18 protein-coding genes and 1 tRNA gene are annotated in these 20,057 nt (G+C 37.2%); 13 read left to right on the top strand and 6 right to left on the bottom strand.

Going from position 1 to position 20,057, the window contains the following annotated elements; translation table 11 throughout:
• The first annotated feature begins 152 nt into the window (after positions 1-152).
• From VK161_RS09835 to VK161_RS09825, 3 genes are read left to right on the top strand one after another with little or no spacing between them, the layout of a single operon-like run.
• Complete coding sequence (locus VK161_RS09835; RefSeq protein ID WP_324214605.1) at positions 153-899, top strand: CHAP domain-containing protein; 747 nt, start codon at positions 153-155, stop codon at positions 897-899.
• 10 nt (positions 900-909) lie between these two features.
• The gene (locus VK161_RS09830; RefSeq protein WP_324214604.1) at positions 910-1,827 is read left to right on the top strand and encodes a hypothetical protein; all 918 of its coding nucleotides are present in this window, start codon (positions 910-912) and stop codon (positions 1,825-1,827) included.
• A 17-nt stretch (positions 1,828-1,844) separates the two neighbouring features.
• Positions 1,845-2,813: a hypothetical protein gene (locus tag VK161_RS09825; RefSeq protein WP_324214603.1), complete on the top strand. Its 969-nt coding sequence runs from the start codon at positions 1,845-1,847 to the stop codon at positions 2,811-2,813.
• A 16-nt stretch (positions 2,814-2,829) separates the two neighbouring features.
• On the opposite strand, the gene VK161_RS09820 is transcribed toward VK161_RS09825, so the two are convergent.
• From VK161_RS09820 to VK161_RS09805, 4 genes are all read right to left on the bottom strand, one after another.
• Positions 2,830-3,270 carry a hypothetical protein gene (locus VK161_RS09820; RefSeq protein WP_324214602.1) on the bottom strand — a complete coding sequence of 147 codons (441 nt, stop codon included), beginning with the start codon at positions 3,268-3,270 and terminating at the stop codon, positions 2,830-2,832.
• 1 nt (position 3,271) lies between these two features.
• Complete coding sequence (gene purL, locus VK161_RS09815) at positions 3,272-6,940, bottom strand: phosphoribosylformylglycinamidine synthase (protein ID WP_324214601.1); 3,669 nt, start codon at positions 6,938-6,940, stop codon at positions 3,272-3,274.
• 134 nt (positions 6,941-7,074) lie between these two features.
• Entirely contained in the window at positions 7,075-8,898 is a 1,824-nt protein-coding gene (locus VK161_RS09810) for an endonuclease (protein ID WP_324214600.1), read from the bottom strand.
• Between the two features lie 135 nt (positions 8,899-9,033).
• Positions 9,034-10,650 carry a hypothetical protein gene (locus VK161_RS09805; protein WP_324214599.1) on the bottom strand — a complete coding sequence of 539 codons (1,617 nt, stop codon included), beginning with the start codon at positions 10,648-10,650 and terminating at the stop codon, positions 9,034-9,036.
• A gap of 173 nt (positions 10,651-10,823) precedes the next feature.
• On the opposite strand from VK161_RS09805, the gene VK161_RS09800 reads away from it, so the two are divergent.
• From VK161_RS09800 to VK161_RS09775, 6 genes are all read left to right on the top strand, one after another.
• Positions 10,824-11,246, top strand: a complete 423-nt coding sequence (locus VK161_RS09800) for a PaaI family thioesterase (protein WP_324214598.1) — start codon at positions 10,824-10,826, stop codon at positions 11,244-11,246.
• Entirely contained in the window at positions 11,246-12,298 is a 1,053-nt protein-coding gene (locus VK161_RS09795) for an isochorismate synthase (RefSeq protein WP_324214597.1), read from the top strand. The genes VK161_RS09800 and VK161_RS09795 overlap by 1 nt, the downstream gene beginning before the upstream one ends.
• A complete protein-coding gene (locus tag VK161_RS09790; protein WP_324214596.1) occupies positions 12,298-12,744 on the top strand; it encodes a GNAT family N-acetyltransferase in 447 nt (148 codons plus the stop codon). The genes VK161_RS09795 and VK161_RS09790 overlap by 1 nt, the downstream gene beginning before the upstream one ends.
• Entirely contained in the window at positions 12,741-13,457 is a 717-nt protein-coding gene (bshB1, locus tag VK161_RS09785; protein ID WP_324214595.1) for a bacillithiol biosynthesis deacetylase BshB1, read from the top strand. The genes VK161_RS09790 and bshB1 overlap by 4 nt, the downstream gene beginning before the upstream one ends.
• Before the next feature lie 63 nt (positions 13,458-13,520).
• Positions 13,521-13,596, top strand: a tRNA-His gene (locus tag VK161_RS09780).
• Between the two features lie 69 nt (positions 13,597-13,665).
• A complete protein-coding gene (locus tag VK161_RS09775) occupies positions 13,666-14,139 on the top strand; it encodes a hypothetical protein (RefSeq protein ID WP_324214594.1) in 474 nt (157 codons plus the stop codon).
• 111 nt (positions 14,140-14,250) lie between these two features.
• On the opposite strand, the gene VK161_RS09770 is transcribed toward VK161_RS09775, so the two are convergent.
• A complete protein-coding gene (locus VK161_RS09770) occupies positions 14,251-15,273 on the bottom strand; it encodes a M28 family metallopeptidase (RefSeq protein WP_324214593.1) in 1,023 nt (340 codons plus the stop codon).
• A gap of 6 nt (positions 15,274-15,279) precedes the next feature.
• A complete protein-coding gene (locus tag VK161_RS09765) occupies positions 15,280-16,434 on the bottom strand; it encodes a DUF3667 domain-containing protein (RefSeq protein WP_324214592.1) in 1,155 nt (384 codons plus the stop codon).
• A 91-nt stretch (positions 16,435-16,525) separates the two neighbouring features.
• Between VK161_RS09765 and VK161_RS09760 the strand changes: the two genes are divergently transcribed.
• The 4 genes from VK161_RS09760 to VK161_RS09745 all read left to right on the top strand — a co-directional run bounded on the left by VK161_RS09760 (position 16,526) and on the right by VK161_RS09745 (position 19,955).
• Positions 16,526-16,981 (top strand): DUF1801 domain-containing protein, encoded by a 456-nt coding sequence (locus tag VK161_RS09760; RefSeq protein ID WP_324214591.1) that lies wholly within the window; start codon positions 16,526-16,528, stop codon positions 16,979-16,981.
• Between the two features lie 2 nt (positions 16,982-16,983).
• Positions 16,984-17,613, top strand: a complete 630-nt coding sequence (locus VK161_RS09755; protein ID WP_324214590.1) for a Crp/Fnr family transcriptional regulator — start codon at positions 16,984-16,986, stop codon at positions 17,611-17,613.
• A 63-nt stretch (positions 17,614-17,676) separates the two neighbouring features.
• Positions 17,677-18,477: a sulfite exporter TauE/SafE family protein gene (locus tag VK161_RS09750; RefSeq protein ID WP_324214589.1), complete on the top strand. Its 801-nt coding sequence runs from the start codon at positions 17,677-17,679 to the stop codon at positions 18,475-18,477.
• Positions 18,478-18,533: 56 nt separating this feature from the next.
• The gene (locus VK161_RS09745; protein WP_324214588.1) at positions 18,534-19,955 is read left to right on the top strand and encodes an MBL fold metallo-hydrolase; all 1,422 of its coding nucleotides are present in this window, start codon (positions 18,534-18,536) and stop codon (positions 19,953-19,955) included.
• Positions 19,956-20,057 lie beyond the last annotated feature (102 nt).

Genomic DNA, 20,057 nt, shown 5'->3' with positions numbered 1-20,057 from the left:
ATCTTACAATCATAAATTCTCTCCTCATCACTTTATTAAAAAAAGGGTGTTTTTCCTCTTTTATCGCTTCGCATTTATATTTAATTTCACATTTTACTATTCTGACTATCAAAAAGATACTCTATTAATTGTGTAATTTAATAAACTAAATCATGAAATATCCCGGTAGATTGATCAAAAAAGGAGAACAAGACAAAACCATTGTCAAAGCCGTTCAGAAACAGCTTAATGCCAAGGGTTATGGTGTAATTGATGTGGATGGCGACTTTGGAAACAAAACAGTTAGTGCTGTAAAATTGTTCCAAACTCAAAATACCGATCAAAACGGAAATCTGTTAGTTGTTGACGGTGTTTTAGGCGCCATAACTTGGGCCATTTTATTTGGTGAAAGTTCGGTACCACAAAACACTACTGTAAAGAAAAAATTAGCTGAGAAAGCGATTGACTATGCCAATTCTCAATTAGGCGTTCGCGAAAAAGGAGGCAGTAACAGTGGTCCGGAAGTAGAAACTTTTTTAAAATCGGTTGGTTTGGGCAAAGGCTATGCTTGGTGTATGGCTTTTGTGTATTGGAGTTTCGAACAAGCAGCCAAAGAACTTGGTCAAACTAATCCATTGGTAAAAACAGCTGGAGTTTTGCGAGGTTGGAACGAGGCAACGTGTACTAAAATTTTAGCCAAAGATTCTAAAAACAATCCGTCATTAGTCAAACCCGGACAAATTTTCATCATGGATTACGGTCAGGGTTACGGTCATACCGGAATTGTAAAAGAAGTTAATGGCGGATTCATCACAACCATCGAAGGAAACACCAATAATAACAAGAGTCGAGAAGGAATTGGTGTTTTTGAGCACATCCGCAAAATTAAAGACGTAAACAAAGGATTTCTTCAATACTAAAAACTAAGCGATGCCAACACCATTACAAATCAGAATTGAAGCGGTTCAGAAACGATTGAAAGTGAATCCGACAGGAATATTCAATTCAGAAACTTGTGCCGAAATTGAAAAGTTAAAGAAAATTGTGGTTCCGAATGGGAGTCTGATTCATGAGCGAAAGAAATCCATTCAAAAAAGCCTCGGATTCACAGGTAAAGATGTAGATGGGATTTTTGGTCCAGCTACACTCACTCGGATTGAAGATTTTTTAGACAAGCAATTGCCCGAAATTCCGAATGGAGCCAGCATGATTGTTTCTAAAAGAGCCTTGGATATTATTATTAATTCGGAAATTTCTTCTAAAGCATCTTATTTGGCAAAGTATAAATTCCCAATCTGGCCCGAATTAGAAAGCGGAATCACCATAGGAATTGGCTATGATTTGGGATACGTGACGTCAACACAATTTCAAAAAGATTGGAGTGGATTATTGTCGACCAGTACATTCAATTCGTTGAATGCTGTTGTTGGGAAAAAAGGCGATGCAGCCAAAAACGCACTGACCACAGCGCTAAAGAAAATTGAAATCAGTTGGGAAGTGGCTTTGGAAGTTTTTTACACCAAATCGATGCCTAAATATGCGGTTGATACTAAAAAAGCATTTCCAGGCGTGGAGAAATTACCAGCCGATGCCCAAGGTGCGCTACTGTCGTTGGTGTACAATCGGGGTGCATTAATTGACAATTCTGATCGAAGAAAAGAAATGAAAAACATTGTTGGTCACGTTGCTTCTGGAAATTTAGCCAAAATTGCTGCTGAGATCAGAAGTATGAAGCGTTTATGGGATATAAAAAAGGCCAAAGGATTACACATCAGGAGAGATGCAGAAGCCAATTTGGTAGCCAACGCAACATTTTTTATGCAAACCAACGAATATATTTTTGTTTAATTTAAAAGAATCGATTTATGTTTCCAGCCGTTCTTGAAGTTGTAATTTCCCTAGTTGTTGTTTATTTTTTAATGAGTACACTTGTTTCGTTCTGCAACGAATTCATCGCTATGGTTGTCAATAGCAGAGGGAAAATTTTACATAAATCATTACAGAATCTACTGGATGAAAATAAAAATGACGAAGACTCATTCATCAATAAAATTTACAGTTCAAAATTTGTTACCCATTTGGCTTCAAAATTTAGGGTAGCTAGTAAAGTCAATAAAAAACCCAGTTATATTGGAACTGAAAATTTTACAAGTGCTTTGATTGATGAAATTCAAAAAGGATCTGGAAAGAAGTCATATGCACGAGATTTTGATGAATTGAAAAAGAAAATAGAAGCTTTAAAAGATTCGTTCATCAAAACCAAGTTGCAAGAAATCATCACTGAGTTGGAAGAAACCCAACAAGCGAGCATTACTGCCATCAAGAAAAAAATCTCAGAATGGTACGACAGTTACATGATTACCGTTACAGAAGTATATAAAAATTACGTACGTTTTTGGATATTCGGAATTAGCATTTTCATCACTTTTACCATGAATATTGATACTTTGGTTCTAATAGAATACTTCTATGAAGACAAAGAAAAACGAGAAGTGATGGTTAGTTTTGCCGAAAATGTTGGTAAGGACGATTACAAAATAAACGATTCACTAACAGGTGATGAACGGGTAGAAGAAATTAAAAAACTAAAAAAAGTGGTTGTAGATGATTTCAATGCATTCGATTTGCCTTACGGATGGAAAAATGGAATGTCGAATACCTTAGAATACGAAAGAAATGCCTTGAAAAACCCTTCTAAAGATTCCGTGTTTAAGAAAATTATAGGTTTATTGTTAACGACTATTTCATTAACTCTTGGAGCACCATTTTGGTACCAATTGATGGTGAATCTGTTGGCTTTAAAAAAATCGATTACAGAAAAGAAAGTAACTTAATTATTTTTCAGTGTAATCATTTTTCTGCCTTTGGAGTATACGTTTTCATTCGTTCACCATTGATGAACATCTTCATCGAATTCAGATGAATGGAAAATTCTACTTTGTTCCATTCTTCTTCCGTTTCTGTGGATGAGGTGTATTTATAGTACAAAATATATTCAATGCTATCGAAGCCTTTGGTGAATTTTAGCACTCCTTCTTTACTGCATTCCAATCCCCAAATCATTGCTTTTTTGGATTCTTCATGTTGTTGATACAATCCAGTTCCATTACTGTTCAATTCTACTATTGGTTCAGCGCCTTTGAAAAAATAGGTTCCAGTAACCGGATGATCAATAGAAGTCGTAATGTAATGAACGCCATCTTTTGTATTGATTTCGGTTGCTGAATTCTGTGAAAATACATTAACAGAAAAAAATAAAATTACCAATAAGAGTACTTTCTTTAGTTTCATATTATTTAGAATTAATGGTTTCAATCCATAATCGTGCATTTACAAAGGCTTCAATCCAAGGCGAAACTTCATCGTTTCTGTCTTTTGGATAATGTGCCCAATTCCATGGGAAAGTCGAACGCTCAATGTGCGGCATCATCACCAAATGTCTTCCAGTTGCATCACACATCATCGCGGTGTTGTAATCCGAACCGTTTGGATTGGCAGGATATCCTTCGTAAGCGTATTTGGCCACAATGTTGTACTTGCTTTCTTCGTATGGCAATTTGAATTTTCCTTCACCGTGCGAAATCCAAACGCCTAATGTACTTCCTGCTAGAGTTTTCAGCATCACCGAATGGTTTTCTTGAATGGTTACTGAAGTAAATCCGCTTTCGTGTTTGTGCGAATCGTTGTGGTGCATTTTTCCGTGAATTTCGTGCTCCGGATTGATGACTTCCAATTCCATAAACAATTGACAACCATTGCAAATACCCACCGATAAAGTATCTTCTCTTTTGAAGAAATTATCTAACGCCGTTTTGGCTTTTTCGTTGTATAAAAAGGCACCAGCCCAACCTTTGGCAGAACCTAAAACATCCGAATTCGAAAATCCACCCACAGCACCAATAAACTGAATGTCTTCTAATGTCTCTCTTCCCGAAATCAAATCGGTCATGTGAACGTCTTTCACATCAAATCCAGCTAAATACATTGCGTTGGCCATTTCGCGCTCCGAATTACTGCCTTTTTCACGAATAATCGCAGCTTTCGGACGATCATTGCGAGAAGTTTGTTCAATTTTTCCTGTAAAATGACTCGGAAAAACATACTTCAAAGGTTGATTCACATAATTTTCAAAACGTTCCAACGACTTGCCGTTTTTGGTTTGTTTTTGGTCGAGTAGGAACGAGGTTTCGAACCATAATTCGCGGTATTGTTCTATGTTATAAGTTGTAAGTTGTGAGTTGTGAGTGATTTCTAAAGTTATTCCTTCAGCAACAGAACCTAACTTGAAATACTCGATTCCATTTAAAGCACTTTCAAAAGTAGCATCATTTTTGGCTTGGACAACTAATCCAATATTTTCTGAGAATAAAATCTTTACCAAATCTTTTTCTGCGAAAGAATCGAATGAAATTTTGGCTCCCAAATTCACATCGGCAAAACACATTTCCAATAAAGTGGTAATCAATCCGCCACTTCCAATGTCGTGTCCGGCTACAATTTGATTGTCTTTGATTAAATTTTGAACTGTATTGAATACTTTCTTGAAGAAAGTTGCGTCTTTTATAGTTGGCGTTTCAGAACCTATTTTATTTTGAGTTTGGGCAAACGAACTTCCACCCAATTTAAAATCATCTTGTGATAAATTGATGTAGTATATTGAACCTCCATTTTTTTGCAGAACAGGTTCTACTACTTTTGTGATGTCTGAGCAATTTCCTGCTGCAGAAATAATTACAGTTCCTGGAGCAATCACTTCATCATTCGGGTATTTTTGTTTCATCGAAAGTGAATCTTTTCCGGTTGGAATGTTGATTCCCAATTCGATGGCAAATTCCGAGCATGCTTCAACTGCTTCGTACAAACGTGCATCTTCTCCTTCATTTTTACACGGCCACATCCAATTAGCTGAAAGCGAAACACTTTTCAAATTGTCTTTCAATGGAGCAAAAACAATATTTGAAAGTGCTTCTGCAATGGCATTTCTACTTCCTGATTTGGGGTCAATTAATGCCGAAATAGGCGAGTGTCCAATGGAGGTTGCAATTCCTTCTTTTCCTTTGTAATCCAAAGCCATTACTCCCACATTATTCAATGGCAACTGAATTGGTCCAGAACATTGTTGTTTGGCTACTTTTCCACCTACACAACGATCGACTTTATTGGTCAACCAGTCTTTACAAGCTACTGCTTCTAATTTTAAAATTTCTTCTAAATAGGTAGGAATGTTTTCTTGTGAGTATTCTAAATCAGTATAATTTCTTGTAATTGTTGTGTCGGCCATGATGGTTTTGGGAGAACTACCAAACATATCTTCTAAAGCAAAATCCATTGGTTTAGCGCCAGTTGTTTTGCTTTCAAAAGTGAATCGATGGTTTCCAGTTACATCGCCCACTTGATACATAGGCGAACGCTCTCTGTCGGCAATTCGTTGTAACGTATCAATGTCTTTTTGGCCAATGACTAATCCCATGCGTTCTTGCGACTCGTTTCCAATGATTTCTTTCGCCGAAAGCGTCGGATCACCCACAGGCAATTGGTCCAAATCAATCAATCCACCGGTTGCTTCGACCAATTCGGATAAACAATTCAAATGTCCACCCGCTCCGTGATCGTGAATCGATACAATAGGGTTTTCATCGCTCTCTACCAATCCGCGAATCGCATTGGCAGCGCGTTTTTGCATTTCGGGATTCGAACGTTGAATGGCATTCAATTCAATTCCAGATCCAAAAGCTCCAGTATCTGCAGAAGAAACTGCCGCTCCACCCATTCCGATTCGGTAATTTTCTCCACCCAGAATTACAATTTTATCACCTACTTTCGGTTCGTGTTTTTGCGCTTGCGATGCTTTTCCATACCCGATTCCACCCGCTTGCATGATGACTTTGTCGTAGCCTAATTTTCGGTTTTTCTCCTCGTGTTCGAAAGTCAAAACAGAACCTGTAATTAAAGGTTGTCCGAATTTATTTCCGAAATCAGAAGCACCATTTGAGGCCTTAATTAAAATATCCATCGGAGTTTGGTACAACCATTTGCGTTCGGGCATTCCGTTGTTTTCATACGAACGATTGTTGGTCAAACGCGAATAGGCTGTCATATACACCGCAGTTCCAGCCAATGGCAGCGAACCTTGTCCGCCCGCCAAACGATCGCGAATTTCACCACCCGAACCCGTTGCGGCACCGTTAAATGGCTCAACAGTGGTTGGGAAATTATGGGTTTCTGCTTTTAAGGAAATGACTGAATCGAATTCTTTTTTAGTGTAAAAATCGGGTTTATCGGCGCTTTTAGGTGCGAATTGTTCCACTTTTGGGCCTTTAATAAAAGCCACGTTATCTTTATAAGCCGAAACAATATCATTTGGGTTTTCAGCTGAGGTTTTTTTGATTAATTTGAATAAAGAAGTTTCTTTTTCAACACCATCGATAACAAATGTTCCGTTGAAAATTTTATGGCGGCAGTGTTCAGAATTCACTTGTGAGAAGCCAAACACTTCTGAATCGGTTAGTTTTCGGCCGATTTTTTTCGATAAATTTTCTAAATAATCAACTTCTTCCTGACTCAACGCTAAACCTTCTTTTTGGTTGTAAGCGGCGATATCGTCAATTTCAATAATCGGTTCAGGTTGAATGTTGATGGTGAAAATATCTTGGTTTAATCCGGTGTATTTCTGCGAAAGCATCGGATCGAAATCGGCAAAATCACTTGAAACTATTTGGAATTCTTCAATTCTGATGATACCTGAAATCCCCATGTTTTGAGTGATTTCAACGGCGTTGGTACTCCAAGGTGTTACCATTGCGGCACGTGGACCAACAAAAAAATCCGCGAGAACGGATTTATCTATTTTGTGAGCGTTGCCAAATAACCAATTAAGTTTTGAGATGGTTGCTGCCGAAAGTTCGGTTTGCGTTTGTACAGCAAATACAGTAGAGGTTTCGTTTCCGAAAAAGTGAATCATTGTGTTGTTGTTAGTTGTTGTGCAAATTTAATCCAAAAACCACGATTCGCCAAAAGAGTTATCAATAGTTTTTAACGGTTTTTTTGACAATTGAATTTTAAAAAGAAAGCCCCGAAATAATCGAGGCTTTTCTTTTAATTGATGATGATTTTCTTCATCAATGATTCTCCTGATGAACTTACTTTGATTAAGTAAATCCCCGATTGCAGATGGTTGATTTCTAAGGTTTCAGTAGTTCCTGTTTTTTCAAATACTTTTTGACCTACAGCCGAAAATACTTCTACGTCATACACCATTGAATTATCAGTTAATTGAATGGTAAATGTACCGTTGGATGGGTTTGGATATAACTTATAATCGAGAGAAATTCTACCATCTTCTGCAACTTTATTTCCTATTCCGTTGCACGTGTCCAAAGCATAAACGGTCCAGTCGGTAGTTTTGTTGAATGTCGCTTTGGGTACAGCAACAGTTGTATTTCTTCGCAGCGTTTCGTCAGCTGAAAAATTAGCAGTTCCACCGTTAAATGTTCCAATGATGTCTATCAAAACTCCATTTTTGAATAAACCCACTGCGTCGTTTCCGTTGAATGTTAATTCGCTTCCTGCGCTCGAATAATTTGCAGAAGCCACAGGATAACACACACTATTAGTACTGCTATTAGCCATTACGTATTTGGCTCCGTTAGCCAAAGTTCCCGATAAAGTGATTCCGGTACTCCAAGCGCCAGCTCCATTGGTTTGTTTTTTCACTACATAACTCGATAAAGCTACAGAACTTCCTGTTCCGTTAGCAATTTCTAATATTTTATTGTTGGATGAACCTTCAATGTATTCCGAAAAATACAAATCGGTTATCAATGAAGCCGAAGTAGTGGTTGCGTTAATCGTTGTGCTGTTGGCCGAAGTATTTCCGGCTGCATCTTTGGCTTTTACATAAAAAGAATAGGAAGTGGCGGCAGTTAATCCAGTAATTGATGCAGTTGCAGAAGTAACCGATGTTTTTAAAGTTCCATTCATATAAACATCATAGCCCGAAACACCAACATTATCGGTCGAAGCGGTCCAATTCAATTGTAATGATGAAGTCGTGATGTTGGAAGCCACCAAATTAGTTGGAGTTGTTGGCGCTTGTGTGTCGGGAGTAGGAGCAGTTCCACCCCAAATCATTCCCACGTATTCGGGATGATCAATAAATGGATTACGATTCAATTGTCGAGCGTAAATCGCATTATTTCGAGCAATTTCTCTAGTGCTCACCGGATCTTGATTGTGCCACTGAATCAACATTGCTAAAAATCCGTCTGTAAAAACCTGATTGCTAGTTCCGTTAAACATTGGGTAAGTGGTGTAAGAAGCAACTGTATTTTCATAACGAGTAGCAAAGTAGAAATACATACGCGCTATATCACCTTTAAACGCATCCAAAGGCTCAAAAACAGTTCCCGTATAACCTGTAACTGCGCTTGTTCCGCGTTTGCTACCGTTTAAAGAAGTCCAAGTGGCAGAAGCTACTTTTCCGTGTGGATTATCCGAACGCATTCCGTTTACATAGCCATCCACTGGCGGAATAAAATGCGCATCGGCAACCATAGGTGAAGCTGAATTGAAAACCGATTGCGGAATAATGTGCTCTCGGTTGTAGCAATTTCCCTCAGTGGTGTAAGTTCCACATTGATTGGTGCTGTATGCAAAAATCACAGGATCAGGTCCATTCGGATTTTCAGAATAATAATCAAAAATAGTATTGTCGTTTTCGTACTGATTGTCACGGTCGGAAGTGGCATAGGTTGTCCATAAACCCGCATAGCCTTTGTTGGTGTGACCTTTAATTTTATTGTACAATTGCGTTTTAAGCGTGTAGCCAGTTCCTGTTGCCGTGTTGTAATAGCCAGCTGGAATTTGGGCATACGAAAAATACGACATTACAAATGCCGCCAATAGTAATTTTAGTCTCATAGTTAAAATAGTTAATAGTCATGTTAAAAATAGAAAACATCATTAGCATTTTAACTATAGCTTTGAAAAGTTAATAACAAAAAAAACTGTCATTTTGTTGATGACAGTTTTGTATGAAGATTAATTTTTACTTTTTTATGGCACAAATTGATACGCACCTAAATCGGGTGAAGTTGCTCTGGATACACCCAGAATGTCATTAAAATTGCTGGCGGAAGTCTCAGTTGCCAAATTCAAATCTTCACTCAAACGCATGTCATTGATATCCGTGTCCACAAATTTTGGATTGTTGATTTGTGAGTTGGTGGCGAGGAAAATATCAGAATAATGAACCGCATCACTTGCAAATTGATACAACGGATTATTTGTAAATGAATTATTTATATTATTGAAACGTATCAAACAATTATCAAAGAAATAATTGAATGCAACACCGCTGTCTGTCGTTTTATCCAAAAGCATTTCAATTTGATTGCTACCATAAATGATGCAATTGGTAAAGTTGGCTTGAGTCAGTTCGTGTACATAAATAGTGTCTTCCGTTTCAAAATAATCGCTAAGTAAAACCGCTACTTGACGAGAGCTGTTCCAATCGTTACTAAAAGTACAATGAGTAAAGTTATAAATTCCGCCGTATGTACATGCTAATGTGGCTTGACCACAGTAGTTTCCAACTAAATTGCTTCCTGTTAATTGTGCTTTACGAGCCAGAATTCCTACATTCGAACAATTGTAAATCTGCGAATTGGTGATGGTTAAATTCGGAATCGTCGTTCCTGTTGCAGTAGCAATATTTTGCATCAAAATTCCAACTGTAGCATTTTTAATCGTTAAATGATTAATCGTGTTTTCAGTGCTATTGGATAAAATCATCAGCGTTCCCCATTGACCAGGAACATCGTTATAAAGAGGTTCTAAACGATCACCTTCAAAAATAACTTCATTGGATAAATTATCGTAATCTGAACCTGGTGGATTTCCTCCGTTAATCTGAATTTTAGCGTCTTGTCCCACAATCAAACCCGAATTGGCATGGAAATGTACTCTTGCTCCTGCGTCAACCACCAACGTTTCAGTTCCGGGAACTAGAGCATATCCATAAATCACATACGGTTTTGCTGCAGTCCAATGCAGTTCATCTCCATTAACAGGATCAGTATGCGATAAATTGCTTCCTACTGAAATGATTTGCTCATTAGCATCATCCAAACCTAAATTAATGGCTTCGTACAAATAGTCGTCGGGGTTGGTTCCTGTTCGTTGCGGATAGATAAAAATCGCATCCTGTATCAACGTCACCAAATCGACATCTTGTTGTGCACCGCTTATGTTGGTGAATTCTAATTTATCAGTATATAAAAAATCAGTTGGATTAGCGCTGGCAACATCGGCAGTAACTTCTATAAAAACAAACAAACTGTCGTTGGCCAATAATTCTACATTGTTAAAGATTTTTCCATCGCCAACACCACTATTGTCAGCATCTTCACCCGTTAAACCATCTACCATGATTCGGTACTTGGAAGCCGTTCCTTTAGCCAAACGAATTTGTGGAATTGAGATGTCTGAATCGCTTCGGTTGTACACTTTCAATCGGTACGTACTCGAACCAATATTAGTAAAAACAGTATCTAAATAAACAGTGTCTTTAGAGAATTCCAATCCGCCTGTACTCGGTTCAAACTCGAAATCATTTCTACACGAGGTTAATGAAAGCACCAATACGATAACGAGTAATGATAAATAACGCATAATAAAATCAATTTTGGTAAAAGTAGTTATTTAATTTAAAAATTAAAATCACCAGTTAAAAATTATAAAGTAAACGCTCTTTTTAAAGCATTAGTACTTTTTTAAATATCTTTTTTCTATTTTCCTTTCTCTATTCTCTTTACTAAAATTATCTTTACAACAAAATTACGATTATGTCTTTTGATAAAGAAAAAATGCTGCAATGGTGTAACGATTGGTCGAAAAATACCTTGATGGAAACACTAGAAATCAAGTACGTAGATGCAGGTGAAGATTTTTTAGTTGCTACAATGCCAGTTAATCCCAGAGTACACCAACCTATGGGATTGTTGCATGGTGGTGCGAGTGTGGCTTTGGCAGAAAGTGTGGGAAGTGCTGCTTCGATTATGTTTGTCAATCCAGAACGTCAGGAAGTACGTGGCATCGAGATTTCTGCGAATCATCTGAAAAGTAAAAAAGAAGGAATGGTAACGGCAACTGCCAAAATCATTCACAAAGGCGCCAGCATTCATCTTTGGGAAATCCGAATTGCTGATGAAAACGACAAATTGATTTCGCTCTGCAAACTAACCAACATGATTTTACCTCGTCGCTAATGAATGTATTTGAAACCGCAAAAAATCATTTTGCCTCGCAATTGCCCTTTGTGCTTTTTTGTAAGCCCAATTCGCATAAAATAGTGGGTGTTTTTCAACAAAACGACCAATTATTTGAGTTGAACGATGTTACAGAAAGTGGTTTCGCCTTTGTTTCTTTCGACGGAAAACAGCGCTATTATTTGCCTGTAAGCGAATGCAACGTTGTTGTAAATCAAAACAACCAAATGGATTTCCATTTAAGCAAAGAAGTTACCGCTTCTTTTGATGAAAAAGCTAAAAACTCCTTTGAGAATTTAGTTGCTAATGGAATTCAGTCCATTCAAAATAATCAGTTTCAAAAAGTAGTTTTGTCTCGTAAAGAATTGATTTCTGTACCAAATATCGATGTTGTATCCGTTTTTAAACAATTAATTTTCAATTACAAAACGGCTTTCAATTACTGTTTTTACCACCCAAAAATAGGTTTGTGGATGGGTGCCACTCCGGAGCAATTCATTAAAATTGAAGGAACTACTCTCAAAACTGTTGCTTTAGCTGGAACACAATTGTTTGATAATGATTTGATGTGGCAAAATAAAGAACGCGAAGAACAACAATTAGTTACCGATTTCATTACTCAAAATCTGCAGCTATTTTCAAATCAAGTAGCTGTTTCGGAACCCAAAACCGTTCAGGCCGGAAATTTAGCGCATCTCAAAACCGATATTTTGGCAGTGATTGATAAAGTGAATTTAGGTCAAATTATCGACAAATTGCATCCAACGCCAGCAGTATGTGGAATGCCAAAAGAACCCGCGATGCAATTTATTGTTGCGAATGAAGGCTACAATCGCGAGTTTTATACAGGATTTTTAGGCGAACTCAACATCGATTTTACTTCTTACAAAACTGAGAATTCCGATTTGTTTGTTAACTTGCGTTGTATGAAAGTAGAAGAGGAGCAAGCGACTGTTTTTGTGGGCTGCGGAATCACCAAAGACAGCATTCCTGAAAAAGAGTTTTTTGAAACCGTCAATAAATCGATTACGATTAAAAAAAGTATAGTGTAGTGGAGTTCAGAGAAGCCATTTCATCCGATTTAGAAGCCATTATGGACGTTCGTTTTTCAGTCAAAGAAAACGTGCTTTCCAATCCTGATTTGGTAACTATTGCTGATTGTGAAGATTTTATTTTCAGAAGAGGAAAAGGTTGGGTGTGTGTAGTGGATGAAAAAGTGGTTGGTTTTTCGATTGTCGATTTGGTTGAAAATAACATTTGGGCGTTATTTGTGCGTCCGGAATTCGCTCAACAAGGCATCGGAAAACAATTGCACAATCTGATGCTCGATTGGTATTTCAGTCAAACACACAAAACGGTTTGGTTAGGCACTGATCCAGGCACAAGAGCCGAAGCATTTTATAGAAAATCAGGTTGGCAGCACATTGGAATGTACGGTAACGAATACAAATTTGAAATGACCTATTCCGATTGGAATCAACAAAATAATAAAGTATGAAGTTAGATATTTTAGCGTTTGGAGCGCATCCCGACGACGTAGAATTAGGTTGTAGTGGCACCATTGCCAAAGAAATTTCACTGGGTAAAAAAATCGGAATCATTGATTTGACTCGTGGCGAATTAGGAACGCGTGGTTCCGTTGAAATTCGCAATTCAGAATCGGCAAAGGCTTCACAAATACTCGGAGTTTCCGTGAGAGAAAATCTCGACATGCGCGATGGCTTTTTTGTGAACGATGAAGAGCATCAGTTGAAAATTATTCAAATGATTCGCAAATACCAACCCGAAATAGTATTGTGCAATGCTGTAGAAGACCGCCATATCGATCACGGAAAAGGAAGTAAACTGGTTTCTGATGCTTGTTTTTTGTCGGGTTTGCGAAAAATTGAAACAAGTTTAAATGGAGAAAATCAATCAGCATGGCGACCCAAAGTAGTGTATCATTACATCCAATGGCATAATTTGAAACCCGATTTTGTTGTAGACATTACAGGTTTTATCGATGTAAAAATGGAATCCATTTTGGCCTATAGCTCCCAATTTTTTGATCCGAATAGCAACGAACCTGAATCGCCCATCACTTCTAAAAACTTTTTAGATAGTGTAAGGTATCGTGCGCAAGACTTAGGAAGAATCATCGGGACTGAATTTGGAGAAGGTTTTACAGTAGAAAGATATTTGGCTGTCAATAGCTTAGGCGATTTGCTGTAATTTTTTACAATTTTTCTTGGCAAAAGAAAAGAATTGCAATATATTTGCATCCTCAAAATAAATGGTGATTGTAGCTCAGTTGGTTAGAGCGTCGGATTGTGGTTCCGAAGGTCGCGGGTTCGAGACCCGTCTTTCACCCTGAAATTTTCAACCATCCGTGAACAACGGGTGGTTTTTTTATTATTTTTGTTTTGAAATTTTAATTGTAATGAAAAAACTACTGCTTCTTTTCGTCTTACTTCCGATGCTTTCTTCAGCTCAGATTGAAAAAACAATCAAGTTGAAATTGGCTGTGATGCAGAATTTTGTCAGCAAAGGTGAAGAAGGTCAAACGATGTTTTGGCAAACCAAAGGTAAAATCACTTTCGGAATTGTTAATTATACCGAAGCTCAAAATTACCAATTCAAAGAATTGTTCATCAATCAATACAAAGAATTAGAAACCATCTACAATAAAATGATTGTTTCTCAAGATGAAAGAGATACCGATCTGTACATTCGCACACTCATTCGCCAAGAAGACGATTACCGCAAATTACTCACAGCCGAACAGTTGGCAAAATACACCAAACAATTGGCCGATTTTGAGAAAAACAATCCACAAGCAAACGATTCGTATTCGTCGTTGTTCTTTTCAGATAATTTACTGAAAGAGTTCAAAACCAAGTTTCAGTACAAATAACTTTCAAACATCATTTAAACACAAAAGTCACAAAAGAGAATTCCTTTGTGACTTTTGTGTTTGTGATATCATTTTAATCTAAACTTCAAACTTTGTAAATCGTACTTCCTATCAGCTTCCGCTTTTATCCACTACCAAACGCTTCTCTCTGTTAGCAATTTCCCAAGCCACAGCAAAAGCAAGCTGAGTTCGTTTGGCTAAAGCATCAAATTCAATTTTATCTACTTCATCAGTGGGTTTGTGGTAATCAGCATGAGTTCCGTTAAAGAAAAACACCGATGGAATTCCGTTTTTAGCAAAATTATAATGATCAGAACGGTAGTAAAAACGATTCGGATCTGCACGATCGTTGTATTTGTAGTCCAATGCCAAATTGGTGTATTTCTTATTCACATCTTCGCAAATGTTGTACAAATCAGTCGATAAATAATCTGAACCAATAATGTACACATAATTGTTACTGTCTTTATGAAAATCATCTCTACGACCAATCATGTCAATATTTACATCGGCAACCGTATTTTTTAAGGGAAATAGTGGATTTTCAGAATAATATCTAGAACCGTGTAAACCGTGTTCTTCTCCAGTTACGTGCAGAATTAATATCGAACGTTTGGGTCCATTGCCTTCTTTCTTAGCTTGTTGAAACGCTTGAGCAATTTCGAGTAAAGCAACAGTACCTGAACCATCGTCATCGGCACCATTGTACACCTCTTCGTTTTTCACGCCCACGTGATCATAGTGCGCAGAAACGACCACAATTTCATTGGGCAATTCACTGCCTTCAATGAAAGTCCAGATGTTTTCAGAGTCATTCAATTTTGGACTAAACCCTTTTTTCATGAATTCAGAAGGTACTTTCTGATAAAAATCGGTTGCTCCTGGAGGAAACGAAATACCGTCTTTTTTATATTGATCAATCAAGTAACGACCAGCTTTTTTCTGACCTTCAGAACCTGTATTTCTACCTTCCATTTCATCAGAAGCCACAATTGTAAGATGTGTTTTTAATTCGTCTGCCGTAATAGAATTGATGTATTTAGTCACATCAGCAATAGGTTGTTTAGCATTTTTAGGAGCAGAACAATTGATGAATAATGCGATAGCTACCAATAAGTAAAATAGTTTTTTCATAGCGGTTTATAAATTAGCAAAGGTATAGATGAGAAACAACGTTAAAACAATAGAAAATAGTATACTGTTAATAATGAAAATAAAAACACTTTTTATAAATGAAACCATTCGTGTTTCACCATAAAATCGGTGATGTGCCGGAAAAAAGTAATACAACATCCAAATGGTTCCAATAAAGTTGATGAAGAACTCCATTGTAATCCAAAACCATGAATCACCTATCAATGAGAATAGGGTATCCAAAAGCAACATTATTAGAGTAATCAGTAATAAAAACGAAAAGTAATGCAACGTAAAAATACCGTGATCAAAATAATACCATCTCTTTTTATCGTGGAAAAACCACAAAACAAGAGCAAAAATTGGCATATAAATGAATAATGTCTTTGGGAAATTATGTTTTATTGATTCTAAAAACTTTTCTTTTAGTTGTTCTTCGGTGTATTTTTCTTTGAGTCCAATTGATTTTTTTTCAAACCAATACTCAACGTCATTCATTTCGTTGGGTTTACTTTTTCGAACCGAATCCAATTGAGCAATAGATTCATACTCTGAACTAAAAAGACTGTAATTTTTTTTGGCAGTCTCTTCCTTTTTCCCCAATTGAATTAACTTTTTAATCGAATCGGCTTCACTAGGTTTTAGGACACCTTTTTTCTTCAGTTCTTCAATTCGCATCGCTTCCTTACTTAAGGTGTCTGTAGAAATAGAATCCTGTTGCTGTATTTCTTCTTTGACTTCTTTTTTGATGGAATCAGCGTAGTTGTAAGATAAATTCTTCTCCGATTTTACTGGCTCATCCTTTTTCTCATTGATTTTGATTACGTCGTCACTTTCGTCTTCATCCGGCAAAACGGCAATCATAAAAAACGTCACAAAACTGATGAAAATATACAATCGTACGGGCGCCAAATACGACAATCGTTTTCCCGAAAGGTATTCTTTAGTTAACGAAGCAGGTTTAAGCAGTAAATTCTTTATGGTTTTCCAAAAGGCATTTTCGTAGTGGGTTAAATCTTCAAAAAAGTGAACAAACAAATGGTAAAACGTTTTTCGAGTATCGGTGTTTTCCTGACCGCAATTCGGACAAAAGCGCTGGTCCACAACGTGATTACAGTTCAAACAAGTTTTGTCTTTTCGTATCGGATTTTTATGCGACATAGGTGAATAAGTGATTTAACGACGTAAATCTATTAAAAAAAATTATTATTACCTTTGTTTAGCTACATTAGTAACCAAATTAAGAACAATTATGCAATCTAAAGCGACTACTGCTGACCAGTACATTAATGAATTACCCGAAGATCGAAAAATTGTGATGCAAAAATTACGTGAAGTAGTTTTAGCTAATTTACCCAAAGGTTTCAAAGAAATGATGGGTTACGGAATGTTAGGATATGCAGTTCCACACGAAATTTATCCCAACGGTTACCATTGCAATCCAAAAGATCCATTGCCTTTTTTCGGAATGGCTTCACAAAAAAACACCATCAATATTTATCATATGGCGGTTTATGCCGATAAAAACCTGTACGATTGGTTTGTTGGCGAATATCCAAAACATTGCAAATCCAAATTGGATATGGGCAAGAGTTGTGTGCGTTTTAAAAAGCTGGATGATATTCCGTATGACTTGATTGGTGAATTGTGCACTAAAGTAACCGTAGAGCAGTGGATTGAAATGTACGAGAAAAATTTAAAAAGATAAGAATGCTCGAAGTATTAAAAGCCAATTATAGCTCGATTTTTGAAGAAAAACTAATGGAAGAAATCGCTCAAGTTGCTTCGTTACGCGATTTTCACGAAGGCGACATTCTGATTGATTTTGGCGATTACATCAAGAAAATGCCTTTGTTGCTCAATGGGGCTATAAAAATTTTAAGAGAAGATTTTGACGAAGGTGAATTGCTCTTGTATTTCATTGAAAAAGGCGATACGTGTGCCATGACCATGGCGTGTTGTTTGGGAGAAACCAAAAGCGAAATCAGAGCTGTAGCCGAAACCGAAGGTAAGCTTATGATGATTCCGGTCAATAAAATGGAAGATTGGCTCGGAAAGTACAAATCATGGCGCAATTTTGTGTTCAACAGCTACAACAATCGTTTGAAAGAAATGCTCAGCGCTATTGATAGTTTGGCATTTATGAACATGGACGAACGTTTGTCAAACTATCTTTTGGACAAATCCAAAATCAATAAAACCAAATTCATTCAAAATACCCACCAAGAAATTGCCTACGATTTGCACACCTCAAGAGTGGTGATTTCCCGTTTGTTAAAAGCATTAGAAAATCAAGGGAAAATTCGCTTGCATCGTGCTTCTATCGAATTGATTAAATAAATGTAACATTTGTAACTCAGGCAACGCTATAAAATACGCAACTTTGTCTTTTCAATTTAATTCATGGATTCCAACCACTTACTCGGATACTTTTTAGCTGTTCTCATCGGAATTTCCCTCGGATTGATAGGAAGCGGCGGTTCGATTTTATCGGTTCCAATTTTGGTGTATGTGATGGGAATTGAGCCCATTTTAGCAACGGCCTATTCTTTGTTTACTGTTGGCATCACAGCTTTGGTTGGCGGAATCAAAAAAGCAAAAGAACAATTAGTCGATTTTAAAAAAGTAATGGTTTTTGGGTTGCCCACTTTAATCGCCGTTTTCCTAACCCGTAAATTCATCGTACCTGCATTACCCGAAGTGATTATTCAAAGCGCAACAATTACGGTACACAAATCAACACTAATAATGAGCGTTTTTGCCGTAGTAATGATGATTGCTGCCCTGCGAATGATTCAACCAACAAAAGAAGTCCAACCTAATGAGCATTCGGAAATCAACTACCTAAAAATCGCTTTTACCGGAATTTTTATCGGATTGATAGCTGGATTTGTCGGTGCTGGTGGCGGATTTTTAATCATACCGGCTTTATTGTTTTTAGCCAAAACACCAATGAAAATTGCCATTGGAACCTCATTGTTTATTATTGCCATTCAGTCGCTAATTGGTTTTATCGGTGATATCCGTCCAGAACAAATTCTCGATTGGAAATTACTACTCATTTTTTCTTCCTGCTCAATCTTTGGCCTGTTCATTGGTTCGGCTTTATCCCAAAAATTGGACGCCAGCAAACTCAAAACACTTTTTGGTTGGTTTGTTTTGGTAATGGGAATCTACATAATTGTAAAAGAAATCTTCATCTGATAAATATCATATTTTCTATTCCTTTTCATTGATAATTTTGACTAAAATTTAGTACAATGAAGATAGAACAAATTTATACCGGATGCTTAGCCCACGCAGCCTATTACATCGAGAGCAATGGCGAAGCAGCTATTGTTGATCCACTCAGAGAAACGCAACCGTATTTAGATCGCATTCAACGTGATGGTGTAACGCTTAAGTATATTTTTGAAACGCATTTTCACGCCGATTTTGTCTCGGGTCACGTTGATTTAGCGCAAAAAACAGGCGCAACTATTGTCTATGGTCCAACTTCTATGAAGACGGGTTTTGATGTGTACATCGGAACCGATGGTGAGATTTTTAACGTAGGCGGAATCCAAATCAAATTGATTCATACTCCAGGACATACCCTAGAAAGTTCGTGTTTTTTACTTACCGATGAAAACGGAATTGAACACGGAATCATAACAGGCGATACCTTATTCATAGGTGATGTGGGCCGACCTGACTTGGCTCAACACGTAATTGCCGATTTGACGCAAGACAAATTAGCACGCCATTTATACCATTCTTTGCGCACTAAAATTATGCCTTTGTCAGACGATTTGATTGTATATCCCAATCACGGTGCCGGAAGCGCTTGTGGTAAAAACATGAGTAAAGAAACGACCGATACTTTGGGTAACCAAAAGAAAACCAATTATGCATTGAATCCGAATTTGTCTGAAGATGAATTTGTAGTGGCCATTCTTACAGGATTGACTACACCTCCGCAATACTTTCCTAAAAATGTATTGATGAACATTCAAGGCTATGAAAGTTTGGAAAAAGTAATCAACCGCGGACATAAGTCGTACGACGCAAAAACTTTTGAAATAGTTGCGAATGAAACTCAAGCGCTGATTTTAGATACAAGAAACGCTTCTGAATTTGCCAAAGGATTCATTCCGAATAGTATTAATATCGGTTTAGAAAGCAACTTTGCTTCTTGGGTAGGTGAATTGATTACCGACATCAAACAGCCTATTTTATTGGTAGCTGAAAATAACGAAAAAGTAGATGAAGCCATTATTCGCCTGTCGCGAGTAGGTTATGATTATGCAATTGGTTACCTCGATGGCGGATTCAAAACGTGGGTAGATGCCAGAAAAGAAACCGATCGCGTGCATCGAATTACTGCAGCCGAACTAGAAAAACAGTACAACAGAGAACATCTTATTTTAATTGATGTCAGAAAACAAAGCGAATTCGATTCGGAACACTTAATCGATTCTGTCAATATTCCATTGAATGTTCTTAACGATCATTTAGCCGAGTTTCCAAAAGAAGTACCTTTTATTGTGTATTGCGCTGGCGGCTACAGAAGTATGATTGCGGCTTCAATATTAAAACAAAGAGGATTTGATAATTTCGTAGATGTTATTGGCGGATTTAATGAAATCAAAACAACTTCACTGCCAAAAACCAACTACGTTTGCCCGACTACACTATTGTAGAGATGGTGTGATTTAGTTTATTTTGGGAAAAGCATCTATTAGCGATAATGGGTGCTTTTTTATTTGTTAAATTTGTAACAATGGTTACAGTATTTTTATCTG

Source organism: Flavobacterium sp. (assembly GCF_035299245.1).
Taxonomy (GTDB): domain Bacteria; phylum Bacteroidota; class Bacteroidia; order Flavobacteriales; family Flavobacteriaceae; genus Flavobacterium.
This window is presented reverse-complemented; position numbering and strand designations above follow the sequence as displayed.

What these genes read in the sequence shown, in the direction of transcription:
- VK161_RS09800 (WP_324214598.1), top strand. Translation starts at nt 10,824, where the DNA reads ATGTCTTTTGATAAAGAAAAAATGCTGCAATGGTGTAACGATTGGTCG.
- VK161_RS09820 (WP_324214602.1), bottom strand. Translation starts at nt 3,270, where the DNA reads ATGAAACTAAAGAAAGTACTCTTATTGGTAATTTTATTTTTTTCTGTT.
- VK161_RS09750 (WP_324214589.1), top strand. Translation starts at nt 17,677, where the DNA reads ATGGATTCCAACCACTTACTCGGATACTTTTTAGCTGTTCTCATCGGA.
- VK161_RS09810 (WP_324214600.1), bottom strand. Translation starts at nt 8,898, where the DNA reads ATGAGACTAAAATTACTATTGGCGGCATTTGTAATGTCGTATTTTTCG.
- VK161_RS09770 (WP_324214593.1), bottom strand. Translation starts at nt 15,273, where the DNA reads ATGAAAAAACTATTTTACTTATTGGTAGCTATCGCATTATTCATCAAT.
- VK161_RS09805 (WP_324214599.1), bottom strand. Translation starts at nt 10,650, where the DNA reads ATGCGTTATTTATCATTACTCGTTATCGTATTGGTGCTTTCATTAACC.
- VK161_RS09795 (WP_324214597.1), top strand. Translation starts at nt 11,246, where the DNA reads ATGAATGTATTTGAAACCGCAAAAAATCATTTTGCCTCGCAATTGCCC.
- VK161_RS09745 (WP_324214588.1), top strand. Translation starts at nt 18,534, where the DNA reads ATGAAGATAGAACAAATTTATACCGGATGCTTAGCCCACGCAGCCTAT.
- VK161_RS09775 (WP_324214594.1), top strand. Translation starts at nt 13,666, where the DNA reads ATGAAAAAACTACTGCTTCTTTTCGTCTTACTTCCGATGCTTTCTTCA.
- bshB1 (WP_324214595.1), top strand. Translation starts at nt 12,741, where the DNA reads ATGAAGTTAGATATTTTAGCGTTTGGAGCGCATCCCGACGACGTAGAA.
- VK161_RS09830 (WP_324214604.1), top strand. Translation starts at nt 910, where the DNA reads ATGCCAACACCATTACAAATCAGAATTGAAGCGGTTCAGAAACGATTG.
- VK161_RS09765 (WP_324214592.1), bottom strand. Translation starts at nt 16,434, where the DNA reads ATGTCGCATAAAAATCCGATACGAAAAGACAAAACTTGTTTGAACTGT.
- VK161_RS09760 (WP_324214591.1), top strand. Translation starts at nt 16,526, where the DNA reads ATGCAATCTAAAGCGACTACTGCTGACCAGTACATTAATGAATTACCC.
- VK161_RS09835 (WP_324214605.1), top strand. Translation starts at nt 153, where the DNA reads ATGAAATATCCCGGTAGATTGATCAAAAAAGGAGAACAAGACAAAACC.
- VK161_RS09755 (WP_324214590.1), top strand. Translation starts at nt 16,984, where the DNA reads ATGCTCGAAGTATTAAAAGCCAATTATAGCTCGATTTTTGAAGAAAAA.
- purL (WP_324214601.1), bottom strand. Translation starts at nt 6,940, where the DNA reads ATGATTCACTTTTTCGGAAACGAAACCTCTACTGTATTTGCTGTACAA.
- VK161_RS09825 (WP_324214603.1), top strand. Translation starts at nt 1,845, where the DNA reads ATGTTTCCAGCCGTTCTTGAAGTTGTAATTTCCCTAGTTGTTGTTTAT.